Origin of the sequence: Treponema medium (assembly GCF_017161265.1) — a bacterium.
In the GTDB taxonomy this organism is placed as follows: Bacteria; Spirochaetota; Spirochaetia; order Treponematales; family Treponemataceae; genus Treponema; species Treponema medium.
Genome location: NZ_CP031393.1, coordinates 2,152,332 through 2,174,460, shown reverse-complemented (window position 1 = coordinate 2,174,460; position 22,129 = coordinate 2,152,332). Strand labels below are relative to the sequence as shown.

Below are 22,129 nucleotides of genomic sequence, written 5' to 3'. Positions count from 1 at the left end.
GTTAAGAGGGCAACTTCATTAACCTCAATTCTCAGTCAGCGTTTTATGCTGCAACAACTGCATCGTCCGGCGGTTAAGCCATGAAAGGGAACCGTCATAATTCACACTGACAATGTATGTATCCGTCATCAGCGCTTTACGAGAAAGAGCATAATCCCGCGGAAGTTGCCGAATTACTCTCCGCTTTTTATCGTAATAACTCAGCTGATTTTTTCCGAGGTTGGTAAGCACTGCGTATCCGTCATCGTAGAGCGAGGCTTGTAAGTTTTCATCTCCATAAGACAGCGCCGCGGTAAAACTACTGCGGGCAGGATGTGTTGTATCGATTTTCATCGTCATTAAATCAGTTTGCGTGGTCTTTTCCGTTTTTAACCGGAAGCAGGAAAACGTATTCTTTACTTTATTATTTGCCTGTGCGGAAAAGGCAATATCTCCTTCCATATTAAGCGGGATGGTTTCGCCTGTCCTTATATCGATAAGAAGGAGCGGCTGACGGATAATACCTCCTGTACTTTTGGTGATAAGCACGAATGTGTCATCAACCTGTACTGCATCTTGTAATCCGGCTGCTTGATACGTAAATAACTGCTTTCCGCTTTTACCGTCCAATAGAACAAGACCGCTAAACGCCCGTACCGCGGCAATAGTATCTTTATAAACCGAAACCGAATTGAGCCGTTCCCGCGGACGGTAAAGAATAGTCGGTGTTTGTCCTTCCTCTGCATAATACAGCGGTGCATTTTTTTCCGCAGACCAAAATAAAAAGCCGTTCCCGTATACAGTACACCGTTCGCCTGAAACGGAGTGGATAACGGGTTCCGGCTCATCCGTCGGAGAAGCGGCGGCATACAGCGTCGAACCGCTCAACATATAGATTTTAGAATCTTTCGTACATATATCACTAACTTGAATTGAAGTATCGATGTTCAACTCCGTTAGCGAAATTGTCGCATCACTATTTTGCTTTAAACGGTATAGTCTACCGTCATCGGTTCCAATTACAACCGTTGCATCGACATGCCTTGCTGCCGTGATAACTGCGGGATGCGGAAGAGTAAAAGCGGGGGATTTTTTATCGCCTTGACACAAATGCCATGTTCGCCGCGCGTCCCCTTTTTCAATCCATACCGGCAGGCTATCCGTAATCTTCCCTGCAAACAGCGCCGAACGAGCAGGATAATTTTCCAATACCTCACCAGAAGCAGCCTTTACCACCACAACATTTCCGCTTTTATACCCGATAATCTGGGTATAATTCTTAATAAGCTCAGGATTTTCCAACCGATCTTCTGTTTCGTACTGTGTCAGAATGGATTTTTTCGCAATATCGGCATACACAAGCCTGCCGGTTTCTCCGTATGTTACGATGCTTTTTTCGCTCGGGCCGGTCGCGGCAAGCAGCACAATTCCCGGCGGACGCGGATACACTTTTTTAATCTTTCCGCTTGCATCAAGGATAGTAATGCCTTCCGTCGATGCGGTTCCGATAAAGAGATATGTCCCCTGTGCCGACCACGATAGTGAAAGAACAGAGCTGGTAAAGCGTTTTGCGTACAGCTGTTTTTTTGTTTGCCAATCCCAGAGGGAAATAGTATGAATGCTGAAACCGTCCGTTTCATAGACGGCGACAAACGTTTTTTTAGGATGGACGGCAATGCGCTTAATCGGCATAGTCGATACCTGCCACGTTTCGGGCTTCATCGTTCTATATGAAAAACGGGTAATAAAGCCGTCTTTCCCTGCAGCAAAAAAAGAATGCGTAATGGAAGAGTCGGCGATAGCGGTAACCCCGCCTTCAAATTGATGAGAAATACGTGCCCGTTCCAGACTGTTTTTTACAGAAGGGTCTTGTCCCCCTACACCATTTTTTTGCATCGCCGTATCGGCAAGATTTTCATCAAGCTCAGATTCTGTCGCAGATTCTGCATTGGCATCGGTATTCTCCGATACCCCCTTGCCATTCTGCTCTCCGGCAGCACTTTCTCCCGTTCCTTTCGGAACAGAATCTTCCATGCGAGGTGGTTCATCGGAAGCAGATACAACTCCGGTTTTGTCTGATTTCTCCGGTATTTTTTTCGATGTATCCTGTGCAGTAGTACATGATTGCTCTCCGGCATCGGTAGGGTTATCGGATTTGGATTGCTGTTGTGCACCCGAATCGTCATTGTTATCCAATGTATCCGTTTGCAAGTATTCATCAGTAGCAGTTTGTTCGATTGCCGGTACCGCCGGTTTGGTTGACGCAGCTGTTGAGCCGGTGTGACCGGTGGTCTGTGCCTGTATACTTGTAAACGCACATAAAAATAAAAACAAAAGTAGGATGCATCTAAACCGCCGGCTCATGGTCGTCTCCTTCGGCATGAATATTCTTATAGGAAAGATAGGCACCGAGCCATAAGGCTTGAAAGACTTCTTTTTGTTTTTTCGCTTTGCGATCCGCTTCAATCGAACGATAAAGATTCAGCGGGATACGCATCACTGCAACTTCTTTTTCCCGTAATCCATGCACATGAAATTCAATTGCGTCATCATTGAGTTTTTCAAATAGGATTTGAATTTGCTTACCCTTAATATTCTTTCCGTTATCCAGCAAAAAGAATTTTACCGCTTCCACAATTTCCGGGTCTAAGCCGGAATCAAGGACGGCAATCCGATCTGCAAGTTCAGGATAACCGATAACAGGTATTTGTCCTTTCTTCAGAAACTCAGTCTTTAACTTTTTATTATTTTCCGCATCAATTCGGACAGCGCCTGCGCAAAAGGCGAGGCATTCCATACGCTTTTTTTCGGGTACAAACAGCAGTGTTGTCTTTTTCGATTTCCACACAAATTCCGTTTCAAGCTCGATATTGACTTTTGAATGGCAGGAAGGACATATAAAAGACAAAAAAGACCCTTTTTTTATATCTTCTTTGATTGCAGGGCGAGCATCAAGATCGATTGTTTTTTCATATTCCACATCAAACGAACAGTCACATTTACAGGTAATTTTTTGCATAATTTCTCCTAAAAAAACGCTGAACTTGCTTCACAAGCGAATAGTTCTAAAGGGTATCTCTAAAAACTCGGTTAGATTTTTAGAAGATACCTCATCAGCATAGCTGATAACGAGTTTCTGTTTAAGTCTTTATATTGTAATGACTTAAACAGAAACATCGCAAATTAAATCTAAGGAAAACCTCTAAAAACTTCAGTTTTTAGAGGTTCCCTAAAGCTTTCTCACTTCATAATATATAAGATATCCGCCCATAATGCAAAGAAAAAAAGCACGGCGATAAAGGCGACTCCTACAAACTGTAGGTAATATAACACACGAGGAGGTATTTGCCGACGGACAATACATTCGATAAAGGCGGTAAAGATCAATCCGCCGTCCAAAATAGGAATGGGCAAAAGATTCATTAAAAAGAGAGAGACACATATTATCGCAACAATTTCTGCGATATTCACAAAGCCCGCCCGTACATTCTCACTAAAGCCGTCTGCTGCAAGACCGCCAATCATCGAACTGATTCGTACCGGCCCTGCAACCGCTTCGGTCATACTTACGCCTTTAAACAAAAGACCGAGGCTTTTCAGCGTAACAACCGTCAGTTCTCCGGTTTGCACCATCCCTTGGCGCAAACTGGCAATAAAACCGGTTCCTTCTTCATTTACAGTGATATATTCCCAATTCAAACCGAGATCGACGCTGCCATTTTCCGTGCGGACAAGGTTTACCGGCAGCTCAATCCGCTCACCGGCACGGATAAGCTCAAAGAGTGCGGTCTTTTGCGTATAGTCGCGGAAAAAGTATATCAGCGCCATCTGGTTATCGAGCGCCGTGCCGTCAATACCGATAATACGATCACCTATTTTTATTCCCGCTAAATCGGCAGCGGAATCTTTCCGCACAGAGGCAATTTCGAGCGGCACATAACGGTAAATACCGACCTGCCCCGCACCGGTCTTTTTATTCAAATCAGGGCGTATCGTCATGCTGAGCTGCTCGCTGCCTCGTTCAATAATCATTGTAAGCGATTCTTCCGGGTGTAGCGCGATAATCTGCTGAATATCGGCAAAGTTCGCTATTTTTTCGCCATTGATTTGGAGAATACGATCGCCTATCTGTAAACCGGCTGTCCGCGCAGGCGATTGGTCGCTCGGATCGAGGCAGTACACCGGCACGATGCGGTTATCAGTGGTATAGTATGTCCTGCCAAGCCCGCTTATCATAGCAAGCGCAACGGCGGCAAGCAAGAGGTTGGCAAATGGCCCCGCAAATGCTATCAGTATCCGCTTAAAGGGATGTGCGGCAAACAAGCTCCCCTCTTCCTTGGGGACACTCGACAGTTTTTTCTCATAAGCTTCTCTAAATGCGTGTTCGCCCTTCATGCCACAGTAACCGCCAAGGGGAATCGCCGACAGCCGGTAGTCGGTTGTACCAAACTTTTTATGCAGCAGTACCGGCCCCCAGCCAATGGAAAAGCTTTCTACCGACACTCCGCAGAGCTTAGCGGCAATGAAGTGCCCCAGCTCATGGATAAATACGACAATGCCGAGTACCGGCAACCCGATCAAAAATTTTATCATCTATATAGTCCTTCGCAGGGTAACCGCATCAGGTTATTTTTTTTACACCCCGCAAAATAAATAGGGTTGTTCAACCTTCCCTTTTGAAAATATGCATACCGCCTACTTCGTTGCTACACAAAAATAAATGCTCAACGTACAACAAGTACGCTTGCGCTTTATTTTTGTTCGCGCCTTGTATCCGGTACCACTATTTTCAAAAGGCTAACGAAAAAGTTTGTTTTACCAGACATAAACTCACTTCTTCTGCGATTCTTATTTATTTATCTGATTCGTTTTCCCTTCTCTTCTAAAATAAACTGTATCAAGGAGTCTGCGCGGCGGCGGGCGGATTCGTCAATGCGCATAACATCCGTTATATCCTTCGGCGCGGCGCTCCAATCTTCCTGCATCACCTGTGCGGTAATCTCCGCTAAATGCACAAACAGGATTTGATTGCGCAAAAACGCCGCAACCGCCTGTTCATTGGCGGCGTTGAATGCGATCGGGTACCCGGCCTTTTTACGGGCGGCGGTAAAGCCGAGCAATAACATCGGGAAATCTTCCATCCGCGGCGGCTCGAAGTGCAGGTCTAAAGGGTTGGTAAAATCGAGCGGCGCAAGATAGGGCGGCGGCTCTTCAGGATAACTGAGCGCAGCAAAAATAGGGTTTCGCATATCGGGCGGAGAAAGCTGCGCATAAACTTCACCGCCGGTAAGCTGCACCATTGAATGTACGACACTCGACGGATGCACCGCAACGGTAATACGGTCGGCATCCATATCAAAAAGATGTACCGCTTCGATTACTTCCAAAGCCTTATTGGCAAGGGATGCGGAATCGATCGTAATTTTAGCGCCCATCGTCCACGTTGGGTGTTTAAGCGCGTCCTGTAAGGTGGCCTCTTGAATACGTTCCTTTGTCCACGTCCTAAAGGGACCGCCTGAAGCGGTAATGATCAGGCGTTCAATAGCCTCCCGTCCATGAGCCTGTATTAAGCTGTAAATGGCTGAATGCTCGGAATCGACCGGAATAATCATAGAATGATACTTTTCGGCTTCTTTCTGTAAAAGAAGCCCCGCCATCACAATGCTTTCCTTATTTGCAAGCGCGAGTATTCGATGAGTCCGAACCGCAATGAGGGATGCCGGTAATCCAGCGGCACCCGCAATACCGTTCACGACAATATCGGCGGGAGTTTCCATGAGAAATCTTTCAAGGCTGCGATGCTTTGCATCATATCCTGCGGCTGCGGCGGAATCCGTTACCGCAAAATCATTGAAATGGAACTCGGCACGTAAGGCATCTAACACATCGGTCTTCGTGTGGACGGAAACACCGACAAGTTCAAAACGGTCTGAAAACCGGCGTATAATATCGATAGTATTTTGTCCGATCGTTCCGCTCGCCCCGAGCACGATTATCTTTTTCATTATTCCACTCTCTATAATGAAGCCTCTAAAAACACATGGTTAACTTTCTGAAATACTCGAGTTTTCGAGACACTCGACGAGTATTATATTCCAATGAAAAATCGATAGCAAAGATAAAATACAGGAGCGGCAAGTAGAATAGAATCAATACTATCGAGAATACCGCCACGTCCAAGTATGAGTGCTCCTGAATCTTTTACTTCAGCGGAACGTTTAAAAATAGATTCGATAAGATCTCCGATGATGGCTGCCAAACCGGTACAAAAACCCGTTACTAAAGAGCCGCTTAAGCTCTTTCCAAAGTCGGCAGGAAACAATTTAAAAGCAAAAAAGCCGACAACAGTTGCAGCGGTAAGTCCACCGACAAATCCTACAATGCTTTTATTCGGACTCGCCGGTACAAAACCGCGGTTTCCTTTCCCGAACAACACACCGAAAAGCCATGCAAGTGAATCACACGAAAAAACCATCAGTAAAAATATTACGATAATATTCGAAGCGGATGGCCAGCGAGTCATAGCGGAAAGAAATACGATCAAAAACCCCGGGTAAAAAATGATAAATACTGCAGAACAAACACGTTGGATACTTTTTTCAAAAGGTTTTGAAAACGAATAAAAGGCTTCAACAAAGAATATAAAATAGAGCGCACCGATACCGATCAAGACCATCCCGATACGAGAAAAAAGTCCACACATAAACAGATATGCAGCCACTGGGATAATCATACCGGCAAATAAGACAACTGGTGTAGAATAGACGGCAATTTTTCGGGAAAACATGGTGCGAATTTCTATAATTGAAAAAGCAGTAACAGCAAATATTTCGAGATGCAATACCAAAAAATGTTGATACGGTAAAAAATATACCGAACTGATTACAAGAGGCAAGCCAACGACAAACATTATTATCCGTTCAACAATCTTTTTCATACGATCCTTCCGAAGCGCCGTGTGCGTTTACCGTAAGCGTCTAATGCTTCTATCAGATGAGCAGGCGTAAAATCCGGCCACAAGACATCCGTACCGTAAAATTCAGCATACGCGGTTTGCCATAATAAGAAATTGCTTAACCGCTTTTCTCCACCGGTACGGATAACAAGATCAACGGGCGGAGTTCCTGCCGTATCGAGCAACTGCTCAAAGGTATCTTCTGTAAGCATTTCAAGCTGTCCATCGTTCAGCTTTTTTATTGCACGGATAATTTCATCCTTCCCGCCATAGTTAATGGCAAGCTGCATAGTTGTACCCGTGTAGTGTTCCGTTTTTTTCATTATATCGGCAATATCCGTTTGAATTGCACGCGGCAATGCCGCCGCGTTACCGATATGCCTCACTTTAATATTATTGGCAGCATAAAAGGCGAACTCCGCACGGAGATGTTGTTGAATGAGTCCCATCAAAAAACCGACTTCTTCCTCCGTGCGTTTCCAATTTTCCGTCGAAAACACATACAGAGTAATATACGGTATATGTAAATCGGCAACAGCCTTCACAATCCGTTTAGCTGCTTCCAATCCTTCTCGATGTCCTTTTGTACGAGCTAACCCCCGTTGCTGAGCCCATCGCCCGTTGCCGTCCATAATGACGGCAATATGCTGCACTGTCATTAACCTTCCATAATCTCTTTTTCTTTTTCAGCAAGGAGCTTATTGATATCGTTGATATGAGCATCCGTTGCTTTTTGGAACTTTTCTTCGGCTGTTTTCAACGCATCCTCGCTCAACAAACCTTCTTTTTGCTGTTTCTTTGCATCATCAATTCCATCGCGCCGAATATTGCGGATTGCAACGCGGCACTGTTCGGCAAAGTTTTTCGCTTGTTTTGCCAGCTCCTTCCGGCGTTCCTCGGTAAGCGGCGGAATTGCGATACGGATAAGTTTACCGTCATTAGCAGGATTGAGTGAAAGCTCCGATTTAAGGATGGCTTTTTCGATTTCTCCTAACAGCGACTTATCCCACGGCTGAATAACCACTAAGCGGGCTTCCGGAATAGAAATAGTCGCCACTTGATTGAGCGGCGTCGGCTGCCCATAGCTATCAACCCGTATTTTATCAAACAAAGAAGCAGAAGCGCGACCTGTCCGAAGTCCGTTAAAATCATCCTTCAACGCCGCAATCGACTTCTTCATTTTTTCTTCATAGACACTATGAATATCGCTCATATCCGCCCTCTATTGACCCAGCTGCCACAGTACAAGCTTTGAAAGACTGATATTCGCACCGAGCTGCTTTCCTACTTCTTTCATTTTTGCCGCTACGGACAGTTTATCATCCTTAACAAAGGCTTGTTCGAGAAAGCAGATTTCAGCTAAATGCTTATTGAGCTTTCCTTTTACGATTCCTTCTTTTACATTGTCAGGCTTCTGCAATTCGGCAACCTGTCCACGGAATACTTCAAGCTGTTCGTCGATATACGCCGCATCGACATCTTCTTTCTTTACATAGAGCGGAGTAAATGCCGCTGCATGCAAACAGCAGTCATAAGCAAATTCCTGAAACGCTTTGTCGGCAAATACATCAGACTTATCGGATTTCAATACGACGATAACGCCGGTTTTTTTGTCGGAATGGACGTAATGCGAAATGTATTCATCGCTGCCCGCTTGTACGGCAGTTAAGCGCCGCAAACCCATATTCTCGCGTACACGAGTCGCAAGGTCGAGTACCATATCGCTCAGTTCTTGTTGAACATCAGTATAGCCTTTTGCAAGGGCAGTTTCTGCAATCTTATCACCCACTGCGATAAAATCAGCATTTTTCGCGACAAAGTCGGTTTCGCAGGTTAATTCCGCCATTACTGCTTTAGAATCGGCAGTTTTAACGACGATGATACCTTCGCTGGTCGCACGGCTCGCACGCTTTTCAACAGCCGCAAGGCCTTTTTCTTTTAAGAATTTTTCCGCTTCTTTTGCATCGCCGTTGCATTCCTGCAGGGCTTTTTTACATTCCATCATACCGGCGCCGGTTTTTTCACGCAACGCCTTTACGTCAGATGCTTTTATTTCCATAATAAATTTCTCCTTAAATTAAATAATTAAATTAGGTGAGGGAGACAAAAGTATATGGCAGCCGCAAAAGCTTTTCCATCTTTTAGCAGCTGACCGTACTTTTTAACGATCGCCGTACAGCTCATCCTCATCGATTAAAGAGCTGCTGCTGTCATCCGCATCCTCATTTGTCTCTTGCTTTTCGGAGGGAGTATAGTTGGAATAATCCGTAATTTCCTCATCTTCACGGTCTTGATATGGGTCGATATTGGAATCGCTGAATCCCTCGTCGCCGTCCTGAAGATTTTCGATAATCTTGAGTCCGCTTTCGTTATCAGCTTCGATAACGGCATTTGCAATAATTTGAGTGAACAAAGAAATCGAGCGAATAGCATCGTCGTTACCCGGAATCGGATAGTCAATCCCTTCAGGGTTACAGTTTGTATCAACTACTGCAACAATCGGAATTCCCATACGGCGGGCTTCGCTGATTGCGATAGTTTCTTTCCGTGTATCGATGATAAAGATGATACCCGGCAGGTCTTTCATCTCTTTGATACCGCCAAGGTTCTTTTCGAGCTTAGCTTTTTCTTTCTGCAGCACTGCGACTTCTTTTTTGGTAAGGCTGTCAAAGGTGCCGTCATTTTCCATTTTTTCGATTTTCTTGAGACGAGCGAGGCTTTTCTTAATGGTAGAAAAGTTTGTCAACATTCCGCCGAGCCAGCGGTTGTTAACATAGAACATTCCGCAGCGTTCAGCTTCTTTTGCAATGGTTTGCTGTACTTGTTTTTTAGTTCCGACAAATAAGACCGATTTTCCTGCTGCGGTTGTCTTCCGTACCGCCTCATAAGCTTCGCGGATTGCAGTGATAGTTTTCTGCAAATCGATAATGTGGATACCGTTCCGTTCCGCAAAAATGTATTTCTTCATCCGCGGATCCCAGCGTTTTACCTGATGTCCGAAGTGAACACCGGATTCAAGCAGGTTTTTCATGGTTACTACTGCCATGGTTACTCCTTCACGAGCTTTTCAAAGCCCATCCTTCTCTATTTCTCTAAAAATGCACTCCGGATGTTTCTAAAAACATAGTAAGATTTTAGAGGATCCTCTCTGCATTTTAGGATATTTACACAGCTATATTTTTCAAGTAAAATTATAGCCGTGTTCTGTCAAAATATCATATAACTCATAAATAGGCAAGCCTACAATTCCGCTGTATGACCCCTCTATTTTTGTAATAAAACAAGCCGCAGTTCCCTGTATGCGATAGCCTCCGGCAGCGCCCTGCCATTCTCCGGTACTTAGATACCAGTCAATTTCAGCTTCCGACAACGCCTTAAAAAACACTGCCGAACTGCTGATTCGAGTTGAAATATGTTGTAATTTTTCGTCGTAGCAACAAATTGCCGTTATAACCTTATGCGCCGTATTGGAATACGATTGCAGCATCTTGCGGGCATCATCAATATCGGCAGGCTTTCCCATCGGTGTACCATTAGAAAAAATGAGCGTATCGGCGGCGATAATCCACGGTGTATTGATTTTCAGCGGAGAGCGAAGTACCGCATCTGCTTTTCGCAATGCAATCTGCTCTACCGCTTTTTCAGGAGGAAGATCGGAGGCGACAACTTCATCGACCTCCGACGGAATGCTGATGAACGGTATATTCAAACGTTTTAAAATATCCTGCCGCTGAGGCGACTTGGATGCAAGAATAATGGGTTCCATTCATTACAGTATACGAGAGGAACACCAAAAAAGCAAGCAGAATAGGAAACCCACGTATCGAAAAGAAATCCAAATCAAGTGCACAAACACAATGCGGCAAATATATTGCCCAAGGGATCTCTACAGCTTAAAAGCGATCCCTAACCGCGCGGTAACATTGTTTGCCAAAAGCCCGGATGTCATCTTTTTAATATCCTTAACACCATTCTGTAAGTAAAAAAGGGCGCCGGCCTTTGTATAATATTGCTGGTTAGACACCTGTATGAACGAAAGATTATCCGTAACGCCCGCAAAAATACCTACATGCGGCAGAAAGTAAAAGCTTACCCCGACATTAAGGCCGAGCCCCAATAAAGCAATGAGACGCTCTTCTTGCCATTCAGCCAAAGCTAATGCTGTTGCCGGAATATCTCTCGTTGTTCTGATGATATCAAATCCTATACCGCCACCAACAAATAAATTGACAGGAGACTCTTTAAAGAAAGTCGCCCCATAGCCAAGCTGCCCGTTAAAAATAAACGAGTTGTTATTTAATGTTCCCCCAAAATCTTTTATATCATCGATACTAATTTTACGGGGAAGCCCCACATTCAGTGTAAGATACGCACCGCTTATTCTGAAATCCACTCCTAAGGTATACATATTATAGCCGTCGTGAAAGAACTTATTATAGTCTTTAAATAGTTTTTTCACTGTTTCTGATGCCTTGGCGATCGTATCTTTATCATATTTTGTCCATACGTTAAAATTCATAAATCCGACAGGACTCACTTGTGCCGAAAAATCGACTCCATCAGAAAACACGAGCGGTGCCATAAGCGTTAAACCGATAAACATACATAAAATCTTCTTTTTCATAATACAATCCTCCTTAGAGTTTCATGATCACTACAATGTGGTAGCCTCTTACCTCCAATTTGTTTAGATATGAGAGACACCCCATGCCTACTACTTTAATTCACGCTGCACACGTTGTACAACATAATCAATAACTCCCTCAAGCGGCATATTCATCGACTCTTCATCCGAGCGGAACTTAAATTCAATGTTGGGCAGTTTCTTATCGCTGATAACAAGTCGAATAGGCAAGCCGATTAAATCCATATCCTTGAACTTAACACCCGGACGTTCTACCCTGTCATCCAGCAATACCTCAACCCCGCGAGCCGTGAGTTCATCGTGCAGCCGGTCAGCAGTAGCCTTCATAGCTCCTTCATATTGTATCGGTACAATACCGACATGATATGGAGCAACGCTCATCGGCCAGATAATTCCGTTATCGTCGTGATGCTCTTCGATAATTGATGCCAGAGCACGGTCGATACCGATACCGTAGCAACCCATTAAAGGATACTGCTGTTGACCGCTCTCGTCAAGGTAAGTCATATTCATACTCTTGGTGTATTTTGTACCGAGTTTGAAGATGTGTCCAAGCTCATTGCCTTTTTTGCTGTAAAACGGAGTTTTGCACAAGGGGCAAAGATCGCCCGCCTTTACGATACGGACATCGCACACCATAATGGGAGTAAAATCCCGTTTCGGTTCGACATGAATATAGTGCATATCTTTTTCCAACGCACCTGCAACGGCATCATGCATCAGCATAACACTTTCGTCAGCTAATACGGGCGCTTTTGTTAAACCGACAGGACCGGCAAACCCAACTACGGTACCCGTAATATCTTCCACATCCGCATTGGAGGCAAGTTCAACTTCTGCAGCTTTGAGTACCGCCGTCAACTTTGCTTCGTTTACTTCTAAATCGCCGCGGATACACACTGCGACAAATTCGGAATCGATGACCTCGGAATCCTTTACTTGATAAATTAAAGTTTTGATGAATGCTTTCGGCGAAGTGTGTAGGAAAGCAACTAATTCCTCTATTGTACGAGCATCGGGCGTCGGCAGCTTCGTACATTTTTCCGCTGTTTCGGGAAGTTCGGTGTAAGGATCGGGTGCACAGGCGGCTTTTTCTTCGTTTGCAGAATAGCGGCACTGCGGACAAAGGATGAGTGTGTCGTCCCCGATGGCAGATTCAATCATGAATTCTTCGGATCCGCTGCCTCCCATAGAACCGGAATCTGCCCGAACCCGTATAATACTTAAACCGAAGCGACGGAATATCTTTTCGTATGCTTCACCGAATGCACGGTAGGTTTTATCAAGACAGTCGGCATTTGTATGGAAAGAATAGGCATCTTTCATCGTAAACTCACGGGCACGCATTAATCCGTAACGGGGACGAATTTCATCACGGTACTTTGTATTGATATGATACACCGAAAGCGGATAATCCTTGTACGAACCGAGCTCATACCGCATAAGGGCGGTAAACGATTCTTCATTTGTCGGACTGACAACGAGGTCTTGACCGAGGCGATTCTTCATCCTTAAAAGCCCGTCTCCCATCGTGTACCAACGCTTAGATTCTTGCCAAATTTCTCCCGGAGCGACAACCGACGCCTTACACTCCAAACATCCGGTAGCATCGATTTCCTCTCGTACGATATTTTCAACCTTTCTGAACACCCGTAAACCGAGCGGCAGATAATTAAACAGCCCGTTCCCCAATCTGCGGATCATTCCGGCGCGTAATAATAATTGATGACTGATAACAACTGCTTCTGCAGGTGTTTCCCGTAATGTGGGAATAAACGTTTGAGATCTTTTCACACTATGCCTCACTCAGGGTAATCGCACCAGACTCTTTTTACAACCCCGCAGAATAATGGAGACCATTCTACTAGAACTGCCAAGGATGGCATCGCTAAAAAATGTACATCCGTGTACATTTTTTAGCTTCGAGTTTTTCTAATGAAAAAACTCGATACTGTTTGTAGCCACTGACTTCCTGTCAGTACAACGATGTTTTGTGCATACACAAAACTCGCCTTCAACTGTTGTACACGGATGTACAACAGTTGAAGATGGCTCAAATGGTCGCCCAGCCTATATTATTCTGCGATTTTTATGTATATGCCTGATGTGATTACCCTTCTTCTAAAATAAACTGTGCGAAATTTTAGAAAAATTTCGCACAATAAGGAATGCAACCGCTTGAAATATCTCCGATACGGTTGCCCTGATACCTCACTGTCTTAAACTAAACCGAAAGCATATAGAATTTTTTTTTTTATGTAAAGAGAGTATCTATCTGCTGTCAAACGTATCCTCAGAAGTATTACCCTCGATATGCAGGAAAACTCTGTTAGGCATACAGGCATTCCAATCTCCTGTTTTTTTGAGCGCTGCGGCATTCACACAGGTCTTATTGGGACACGGAGAATCGGAAATAAAAGCAGTATTATTTTCTATCCGGATGGTCGTATTACCGATTGCGCCGGGTACAACTACCGTACGCGTTTCGGTAAGTGGATATATCCATTTGCCGCTCGGAGTTTCAATCACCAGCCGCTGTGCGCGATTCTCTCCGGTATAGAGGAAAAACCCCGCCCATAAAGAAAGAGTGATAATGGAAGCAAAAATAAAATAATCAAGAACACGCAAGCGGCGAAAAATAGGAATCATACGCTGTACTCTTTTTTTGTTTTTCGAGTTAAAAGCGCCCGTTGTATCTTACCGTTAATACCCTCTGCGAAAAAAGCTTGCAGCAAATCTTTGTTATCCATTGTTTTTTGATACCCAAACGCAATCTGTTTTTTAGGGTCTGAAAAATCACGGGAAGACCGAGTACTTGTCAAATTGATAAACGCAGTAGGGTACTCATTCGGCTGCAACGCAATATGAGCAGTAGTACAGGCAAGTGTCCTCATCAGTACCGCAACCGAAGTGTCCAATTCTGAGGCGGCAACCGGTTCAAAGGCGCCAAAGGTAAGCGCAAGAATATTTTTATACCCCTGCTCGCGGGCAATCCAAACAGGAGTATTGTCCATCACACAAGCATCTATCAGCATTTCATTCTGCCGTTTAACAGGAGTAAAAAGTCCGGGATAAGAAGAGCTTGCCCTCATTGCATCCGCTAACAGTCCTGAATTGAAGACAACTTCTTTTCCGCTACAAAGGTCAAAGGCATTGCAAAAAAAAGGAATGGTACAGTCATCAAAAGATTTGCAGCCGGAAAGTTCCATAAAAAATTTGTGCGCTTTTTCTCCTGAATCAGCCCCCGTTCCGGAAAGCATACGGGTAATCAACGTACCATAGTGAATAATCTGGTTAAGTGCATGTTTTAAAAGCGGGATATGCACACCGCTGCCGCCGACATATCGGTTAATATCGAAGGATTCTTCAAAAACGGCTTCCATTTCCCGTACCGATTTTCCGCTTGCGTATAAACCACCGATAATCGACCCCATCGAACAGCCGACAATACAGTCCGGCTTGGGGAGATTCAATTCTTCAAGTGCCTTAAAAAAGCCGATATAAGCAAGCCCTGCGGCTCCGCCTCCTGATAACACAAGTGCCCATTTCATAGTAACTGATAGTATACAAAAAAACACAGTATACGCCTATAGTGCGTTTATCCTGAGATGACAGCATGCTTGAAGAAAGTTATAAATTATAGTATCTTTGAAGTACGTTCGGCGTTATCAATTTTAGCGGAGGATAGATATGGCGATTACTGACGCGCAGTTTCAACTGGTTACCTTTCAGCTCGGCGAAGAGCTTTACGGTGTCGATATAATGGATGTAAAAGAGATTGTAAAGATTCAAGATGTTCGGCAGATTCCGAATGCACCGTATTACGTCGAAGGTTTTTTCCATTTGCGAAATGAAATTATACCGATTATCAGTTTGCATAAGCGGTTCCATCTCAAAAAAGCGGATTTGGACGGTGACGATGAATATTTGGGAGGATTTATCATCCTCAAAATCGGAAAATATAAAATCGGTATTGTAATTGACCGCATCGCACGTGTTGTTATGGTACGGCAAGAGGATGTTCAGCCGCCGCCTCAGATGATTACCGGTATCGGCACCGAATATATCAACGGGGTTATCCGCCAAGACTCAGGGTATCTCATCCTTTTGGATATCCGTAGATTGTTTAATCCGAAAGAATTACAGAAACTCACTTCTTTCTAGCATGTCGATACCTGTTTATAGCTCTACCATCCGCCGCTCGGAAATGGATGCCGTACTCACCTGCATGGTTGAAGAAAAAATCGGCCCGGGCGAGATGAATCAAAAACTCATTAAATTGGTACGCGAACTCTACGGAGCCGAAGGTGCTATTGCGCTACGCAGTCCGGCGATGGCCTTGGTCTATGCGCTGAAGATGTTCGACCTCCCTGAAAAAGCGGGGATATTATTATCGGCGCTCGCCCCTTCGTGGCAGTATACTGAAGTAGTGCGCAATGGATTGACACCGATTGTTTTGGATGTTGATCCGTTAACCGGCTTGGTTACGCTCGAAGCGGTTGAGGAAGGGATTAAGCAAGGCGGCAGAGTGCTGGTACTACACGAAACACTCGGCAATGTACCCGATATGGATGCGTTTGCCGCTCTTTCAATTCCGATTATCGAAGATATTTCCCAAAGCGCCGGCGCCCTGTACGGAGAAAAACGGGTTGGAACGTTCGGTTCGTTTGCAATACTGGGACTTGAAGAGAGGGATATTTTAACGGGCGGCGGCGGCGGTATCTTGATTGCCGTAGAACGGCGTAATGCCTCCGTACTAAAAAATATGGCGGAAACTATTCCGATAACCGATTTTTTGCCGGATATCAATGCATCCCTCGCCTTTGTGCAGCTTAAAAATATGGAAAAAAATCTCCTGCTTCGTGACGAAATGCGGGAGTTGTATCTCCGTGCGCTTTTACAGACAAGGCATAAGCCGCTCGTATTCTCCGAAAGGGTAAAAAATCCTGTTTATTCCTTTCCGGTGATACTGGAAAGCGGCTTTAAAGATGTAAAACAGTACGTTAACCGTAAAGATATCGAAATAGAGCTCGCCTTTACCAATTCCATTGCGGACTTTTTAAAAGAAGAAAATAAAAGCATCAATGCGGCGTCGCTTTTACTGCGAACTGTGCTCTTTCCGCTCTATCCTCGGCTTGGCATCAATAATGCGGCAAAAATTGCAAAAGTATTGGGGACACTGCCGTAACGGATACGTATGCAAAAGAACGCCATTATCATCTTAACAACCTACAAACCGCACGCAGCGGAGATATCCAAGGAGCTGCCGGAGTTTTTGCAAGAAAACGGGATTCAAACTGACATTTATGAATATGACGGATTGTCTCCTGCCAAGCCGATACGGAAACGGTATGATTTTGCTGTCAGCCTTGGGGGGGACGGTACGGTGCTGTTTGCAGCGCGGTACTGTGCGCCTAAAAAAATACCGGTATTTCCTATTAACCTCGGTGAATTTGGCTTTATTGCCGGAGTTGAACCGGCACACTGGAAACAAGCGCTTGGAGAATACCTCGCAGGAAATGCGGAACACCACGAACGGCTGATGCTTTCCACCGCCGTGTATCGTAACGGCGAATGCGTCGGCTCCTTCGATGCGCTCAACGATGTTGTTGTTTCAGGCGGCGGCATTGCAAAGCTGATCAACCTCGCGCTTTCGTTTAACGGCATCTCTTTCGGCGTATATCGGGCGGACGGCGTTATCGTGTCGAGCCCGACCGGTTCTACTGCATATTCGGCAGCCTCCGGCGGCCCGATTATGGATCCGACGGTTGCCGCCTTTGTTCTTACACCCATCTCGGCATTTTCCCTGTCAAACCGGCCGGTCGTGCTACCTGCTTCCGGTACGATGCGTATTGAGGTTTTGCATAATCGCCAAAAAGATGTTATTGTATCTATAGACGGACAGGAGTTGTTTCCACTCTGCGAAGGCGACAAAATTGAGATTAAGATGTCGCGCCACCGATTAAAACTCATCGGGTGTTCACCGGAGGCATTTTACACGGCGCTCCGGTCAAAATTAGCGTGGTCGGGAAGTCCGTTGCAGGAATAACACTGCAGCGCGGAGGTTGATGTGCTCGAAACCATTTCGGTAAAAAATATTGCGCTTATCGATGAGCTTTCTCTCGATTTTAACGCTCATTTGAATGTACTGTCGGGAGAAACCGGCGCGGGTAAATCCATTTTAATCGGAGCGCTCAGCTTTTTGCTCGGAGGAAAGGTTACCGCGGATATTATTCGCACTGGCGCTGCCGAAGCGGCGGTATCCGGTACATTCTACCTTGCAAACACTCATCCAGAAGCCGCCGCATGGCTTGACGAGCGAGGCATAGAACCGGAAAACAACCGGATATTGTTACGACGCACACTGAAAGAAAACGGTCGCGGCGGTATTTGGATTCAAGACACGCAAGTTTCTCGCGCCGAGCTTGAAGCATTCACCTCCTTTTTAGTTGATATCCACGGTCAGCATGACCATCAATCTCTTTTTAAAACAGCGGAACACCGCCGTTTTTTAGATTCCTACGCAGGCATCCTTGATGAGGTACGGGCATTCAGCCTCCTTTATACCCGCCTCGCCGAAATAAAAGCAAAACTGGAAACGATAGGCCATTCCGAAAAAGAGCGTACCGAACGGGTAGACTATCTCGCATTCGTCATCGAAGAAATCGACAACGCCCGCTTACAGCCGGACGAAGACGAGGCGCTTGAGGCGGAAGAAACAAAGCTCTGCCAGTACGAAAAACTGTACGAGCAGGTCGAGACGCTGCAAACCCTCTGTACGCAGGAACAGGGCATTGTGCCGCAGCTCAAAAAACTACAGCATATCTCCGACAGCGTTGCGGCTATCGATCCCGCCGTTCAGGAATATGCCGAGCGGATAGAAAATGCCTACTACGAAATGCAGGATATCGGTGAATTTTTCAGCTCCTATCTTTCAAAACTGGTATTTGATCCCGACCGGCTGGAACAGGTGCAGGAGCGAATTTCCCTTATCAATAAGCTCAAGAAAAAATACGGCGCAACCATCAAGGATGTCCTCGCCTATCGGGAGGCCGCACAATCAGAGCTGGATTCCCTCGGCGAAAGCGAGCAGGATAAAACCGCTCTGGAAAAAGAAGTCCCCGCGCTTGAAGCAAAACTGTTTGCAGCCGGTACCGCCCTTTCTCAAAAGCGGAAAGCTGCCGCAGCGGAGCTTCAACAGAAAATTCAAACTACCCTCACCCGCCTCGGCATGCCCAAGGTGGTATTTACCGTGCAGGTTACGGCAGCCGAACCGAACGGAAACAAGCAGACTGCCGGTCTCTACGGGTTTGATTCGGTGGAATTTTTAATCAGCACTAATCCGGGAGAACCGGTCAAACCACTCAACAAAATAGCGTCGGGAGGCGAACTTTCGCGAGTTATGCTGGCGCTCAAAACCGTCCTGACTGCCGCCGACGAAGCGGATACCCTTGTATTCGACGAAATAGATACAGGTATCGGCGGTGAGGTTGCCCGCACCGTTGCGGAACACCTGAAAGAATTGGCCGGTAATAAGCAAATACTCTGTATTACGCACCTTGCAGTTATTGCCGCTGCTGCCGATACTCATATTAAGATACTGAAGATACAATCCGAACATACAAGCCGCACATCTGCCAAAACAATAAACGGAGAAACTCGTATTGAAGAAATTGCACGGATGCTTGCAGGCGATGAGGTGAGCGCCGCTTCACGTATTCACGCAAAAGAGTTATTATCGAAGACGCATAGGATAATATGATATGGATAATCCACAACAAGGTACAAACATATACGAAGAACAGCTCCGTTACTATCAGGAGGAAATCAATCAAATACTCAAGCAGGAAAAAGCGATGGCAGAGCTTATCGCAAAAGATCCTGAAGGCGGCATGTATAAAAAAATCATGCTCGTTGATGAACTGATATACATGGTGACGCTCTATTTGGCCCAATACCAAATAGCAGTCTCTTTTTTAAATCGGAAAAATGAAACACTACTCAATGAAGCACGAAAAGCGGTATATAAGGTTATTATCAATCTTGAAGAAATTGTTTCAAACTTTATCGACGCCCCTTTTTCCGACTATGAAGAGAAAGTACGTAAGATCGAACACGTACCGCAAAAACAACGATTTTATTTAATTCGGAAATTAGGGCTAGTGATAGACCTTGTGATCCGCGCATATAGCGATAATACGAAATGGAAGTGGTCGTTTGTAGAAATTCAAGGACGGTACGCAACGGTTGCTAAAAATATCCTTGATTTAAAGGATACTGCAGAAACAGGCTTTGATCCACGTTCACCGGACTATGAAAGCACGATGTTCCATCTTAAACTGGTAAAAAAGCTGTTACTGCAAGCAGCCGATCAATACCGTGCGCGCTACGAAACAGCAACTTCTAGTATAGAAGATTTCAGGCTTGCCATTCAATATTTAGAGGCAGCGCGGCCAGGGATTCCGCATTATAAGCTTTTGTAGATAAAATTCAGTGAAACCACTGCTATACGTAACAAAAAACCAAGTTTTTAATCGTAAAAAAGGCTTCATACCTTCAAGTGTAAAGACTTTTCTATGGTTTAGAACATAGATTTCATGTGTTTTTATTTATAATGCGGAATCCCTGGCAGCGCGGCGTATGCATATTTTGCTGAATGAGCGAAGCGCGGCGGAAGAAGTAAAACGGCAAATCGGTATATGGTCCGAGAAGATGGAAAAAGATTTACAGAAGCGAAAGAAAGTATAACACAGGCAAAAGAGAAATAAAATGTTTAACAAAGAAATCGTATGTAAACTTTTTGAAGCGTTTTCCATTCAGCGGTGGAATGATTTAGTCCGCCCCTTTGATATTGTCGAGATGGATAAGACGGCAGAAAAAATGTTCCTCAGTTTTATCATCGGTAAATATGAAGAAAAGAATGGACGGACGGTCAATTGGCTTACCATCATTAATCATTCGTTCTTTGAACTGCTCCGCCGAATTGCACTCTGTGATATGAAGTCGCCGGTACAGCGCATTATCCGCTCGGAATATCCCGAAGAATACAAAAAGCTCAACTGCTGGGTACTCGATAAATACAAGACAATTATCACCGATCCGCTTTTTCTTGATGAATTTGCAGCCTATCTCTTTGATCCGGTTGATCCTACGGATATAAGTTTTCGGGTACTGCGCGCTGCACATAAATATTCGGCAATGCGTGAAGTCGATATGATCCGCATGGTAAACGAACCCTTCCGGTTGACTGAAATCGACAAATGCTTGGAGACTGATATCGCTGATTTTATGGACTTAAAGGGCGTACAGCTTTTGACAACGCGGCAACAGCCATACTATTTTATTACCGAAATTGAAAAACTGCGGTTTCAAACCCGTTGGAATCAAACGCCGCGGGTACCGGCAACGACGGTACTCGGACATTCGTACTTTGTTGCCGCACTGGTTTTCTTAATGAGCCGTACACTCAAGCTGGCGCCGCATCGGCTTTCGATTAACTTTTTTGCAGCGTTGTTCCACGACTTACCGGAAGCGGTTACCCGCGATATTATTTCTCCGGTAAAGCAAGCAACCGATCGTCTGCCCGAAGTGGTTAAGCATATTGAAGATGAAATCGTTGCAAAGGAATTGCTCCCGCTGATGGACGACTTTTACCGCGAAGAGGTGCTGTACTTTATTCAGAATGAATTTGAAAACCGCATTACATTGAACGGAGAAATCCGCTGCGTAACAAGCGAAGAATTGAATACAACATACGCGGCGCCTGAGTTCTGCGGGATTGACGGTAAACTGATCCGTGCAGCAGATCACATCGCAGCCTTCGTGGAAGCCGACAGTTCCATCAACTTCGGCATCCGGTCGGAACAGCTGGAAGAAGGCAGAGCCAACATCCTGCACCACTACGGCAAAAACACCGTCATCAACGGCTTTTCCCTAGAAAGCTTTTTCGAATCATACCGCTAAAAGGCGTGTACATAAGAGGTGGGTAACAGGGCAACCGCACCGAAAATAATTAAAGCGGTTGCCTTCCTTCTGCACAAAATTTTGAATAAAATTTTGTGCAGTTTATTTTAAATGAGAAGGGTAATCGATCCAGACGAATAAATAAGAATCGCAGAATAAATAGGCTGTGAGACCATTTGAACCATCTTCAACTGTTGTACATCCATGTACAACAGTTGAAGGCGAGTTTTGTGCGTGCACAAAACATCGCTGCTGCATGGAACCACCGCCATCCGTGGCGGTTCTGCAGTGTAAGCCTTTTGAAAATAGATGGTGTAGATACCTCATCAACAAATGTACATCCGTATACATTTGTTGATGGCGAGTTTTTGCAATGCAAAAACATCGCTGCTGCGCGGAACCACGGACATCCTGTCCGCTCTGATACGTTGATGATTTTCAGAAGCGGCACGGATGCCGCTAGCTTAAACAGAAGCGATGTTTCGGCTCTGACCGAAACTCGCCGTCAAAAGCGTACACGGAAGTACGCTTTTGACAGTGCGACGCAGTAGATGCGCCGTATATTTTCAAAAGTGTCTGATGTAATT

General features: G+C 45.1%; 21 protein-coding genes. 7 read left to right on the top strand and 14 right to left on the bottom strand.

Features of this window, described 5'->3' with window-relative positions; translation table 11 throughout:
- Window positions 1-24: 24 nt before the first annotated feature.
- From DWB79_RS09525 to DWB79_RS09460, 14 genes are all read right to left on the bottom strand, one after another.
- The gene (locus DWB79_RS09525; RefSeq protein ID WP_016523830.1) at window positions 25-2,343 is read right to left on the bottom strand and encodes a WD40 repeat domain-containing protein; all 2,319 of its coding nucleotides are present in this window, start codon (window positions 2,341-2,343) and stop codon (window positions 25-27) included.
- Window positions 2,327-2,998 carry a CpXC domain-containing protein gene (locus DWB79_RS09520; RefSeq protein ID WP_016523829.1) on the bottom strand — a complete coding sequence of 224 codons (672 nt, stop codon included), beginning with the start codon at window positions 2,996-2,998 and terminating at the stop codon, window positions 2,327-2,329. Before DWB79_RS09520 ends, DWB79_RS09525 begins: the two co-directional genes overlap by 17 nt.
- Before the next feature lie 221 nt (window positions 2,999-3,219).
- Complete coding sequence (gene rseP / locus DWB79_RS09515) at window positions 3,220-4,572, bottom strand: RIP metalloprotease RseP (RefSeq protein WP_016523828.1); 1,353 nt, start codon at window positions 4,570-4,572, stop codon at window positions 3,220-3,222.
- A 263-nt stretch (window positions 4,573-4,835) separates the two neighbouring features.
- Window positions 4,836-5,984, bottom strand: a complete 1,149-nt coding sequence (gene dxr / locus DWB79_RS09510; RefSeq protein WP_016523827.1) for a 1-deoxy-D-xylulose-5-phosphate reductoisomerase — start codon at window positions 5,982-5,984, stop codon at window positions 4,836-4,838.
- Window positions 5,985-6,067: 83 nt separating this feature from the next.
- Window positions 6,068-6,916 (bottom strand): phosphatidate cytidylyltransferase, encoded by an 849-nt coding sequence (locus DWB79_RS09505; protein WP_016523826.1) that lies wholly within the window; start codon window positions 6,914-6,916, stop codon window positions 6,068-6,070.
- Complete coding sequence (uppS, locus tag DWB79_RS09500; RefSeq protein WP_016523825.1) at window positions 6,913-7,593, bottom strand: polyprenyl diphosphate synthase; 681 nt, start codon at window positions 7,591-7,593, stop codon at window positions 6,913-6,915. Before uppS ends, DWB79_RS09505 begins: the two co-directional genes overlap by 4 nt.
- Window positions 7,593-8,147, bottom strand: a complete 555-nt coding sequence (gene frr / locus DWB79_RS09495) for a ribosome recycling factor (RefSeq protein ID WP_016523824.1) — start codon at window positions 8,145-8,147, stop codon at window positions 7,593-7,595. The genes uppS and frr overlap by 1 nt, the downstream gene beginning before the upstream one ends.
- A gap of 9 nt (window positions 8,148-8,156) precedes the next feature.
- Entirely contained in the window at window positions 8,157-8,993 is an 837-nt protein-coding gene (tsf, locus tag DWB79_RS09490) for a translation elongation factor Ts (protein WP_016523823.1), read from the bottom strand.
- A 102-nt stretch (window positions 8,994-9,095) separates the two neighbouring features.
- Window positions 9,096-9,980: a 30S ribosomal protein S2 gene (gene rpsB / locus DWB79_RS09485; RefSeq protein ID WP_016523822.1), complete on the bottom strand. Its 885-nt coding sequence runs from the start codon at window positions 9,978-9,980 to the stop codon at window positions 9,096-9,098.
- 135 nt (window positions 9,981-10,115) lie between these two features.
- Entirely contained in the window at window positions 10,116-10,700 is a 585-nt protein-coding gene (locus tag DWB79_RS09480) for a Maf family protein (RefSeq protein ID WP_016523821.1), read from the bottom strand.
- A gap of 120 nt (window positions 10,701-10,820) precedes the next feature.
- Entirely contained in the window at window positions 10,821-11,558 is a 738-nt protein-coding gene (locus DWB79_RS09475; RefSeq protein ID WP_016523820.1) for a DUF2715 domain-containing protein, read from the bottom strand.
- A gap of 90 nt (window positions 11,559-11,648) precedes the next feature.
- Window positions 11,649-13,373: a proline--tRNA ligase gene (locus DWB79_RS09470; protein ID WP_016523819.1), complete on the bottom strand. Its 1,725-nt coding sequence runs from the start codon at window positions 13,371-13,373 to the stop codon at window positions 11,649-11,651.
- Between the two features lie 477 nt (window positions 13,374-13,850).
- Window positions 13,851-14,228: a NusG domain II-containing protein gene (locus DWB79_RS09465; RefSeq protein ID WP_016523818.1), complete on the bottom strand. Its 378-nt coding sequence runs from the start codon at window positions 14,226-14,228 to the stop codon at window positions 13,851-13,853.
- Window positions 14,225-15,130: a patatin-like phospholipase family protein gene (locus DWB79_RS09460; RefSeq protein WP_016523817.1), complete on the bottom strand. Its 906-nt coding sequence runs from the start codon at window positions 15,128-15,130 to the stop codon at window positions 14,225-14,227. Before DWB79_RS09460 ends, DWB79_RS09465 begins: the two co-directional genes overlap by 4 nt.
- Window positions 15,131-15,269: 139 nt before the next feature.
- On the opposite strand from DWB79_RS09460, the gene DWB79_RS09455 reads away from it, so the two are divergent.
- From DWB79_RS09455 to DWB79_RS09425, 7 genes are all read left to right on the top strand, one after another.
- Complete coding sequence (locus tag DWB79_RS09455) at window positions 15,270-15,743, top strand: chemotaxis protein CheW (protein ID WP_016523816.1); 474 nt, start codon at window positions 15,270-15,272, stop codon at window positions 15,741-15,743.
- A gap of 1 nt (window position 15,744) precedes the next feature.
- A complete protein-coding gene (locus DWB79_RS09450) occupies window positions 15,745-16,767 on the top strand; it encodes a DegT/DnrJ/EryC1/StrS family aminotransferase (RefSeq protein ID WP_016523815.1) in 1,023 nt (340 codons plus the stop codon).
- A 9-nt stretch (window positions 16,768-16,776) separates the two neighbouring features.
- Window positions 16,777-17,628, top strand: coding sequence for an NAD(+)/NADH kinase (locus DWB79_RS09445; protein WP_016523814.1), 852 nt, complete (start codon window positions 16,777-16,779; stop codon window positions 17,626-17,628).
- Window positions 17,629-17,649: 21 nt separating this feature from the next.
- Window positions 17,650-19,341 carry a DNA repair protein RecN gene (gene recN, locus DWB79_RS09440; protein ID WP_016523813.1) on the top strand — a complete coding sequence of 564 codons (1,692 nt, stop codon included), beginning with the start codon at window positions 17,650-17,652 and terminating at the stop codon, window positions 19,339-19,341.
- A 1-nt stretch (window position 19,342) separates the two neighbouring features.
- On the top strand, window positions 19,343-20,062 hold the full coding sequence (locus DWB79_RS09435) for a hypothetical protein (RefSeq protein WP_016523812.1): 720 nt from the start codon (window positions 19,343-19,345) through the stop codon (window positions 20,060-20,062).
- A 286-nt stretch (window positions 20,063-20,348) separates the two neighbouring features.
- On the top strand, window positions 20,349-21,542 hold the full coding sequence (locus DWB79_RS09430; protein WP_016523811.1) for an HD domain-containing protein: 1,194 nt from the start codon (window positions 20,349-20,351) through the stop codon (window positions 21,540-21,542).
- Between the two features lie 230 nt (window positions 21,543-21,772).
- Window positions 21,773-22,093 (top strand): hypothetical protein, encoded by a 321-nt coding sequence (locus tag DWB79_RS09425; protein ID WP_040859193.1) that lies wholly within the window; start codon window positions 21,773-21,775, stop codon window positions 22,091-22,093.
- Window positions 22,094-22,129: the final 36 nt, after the last annotated feature.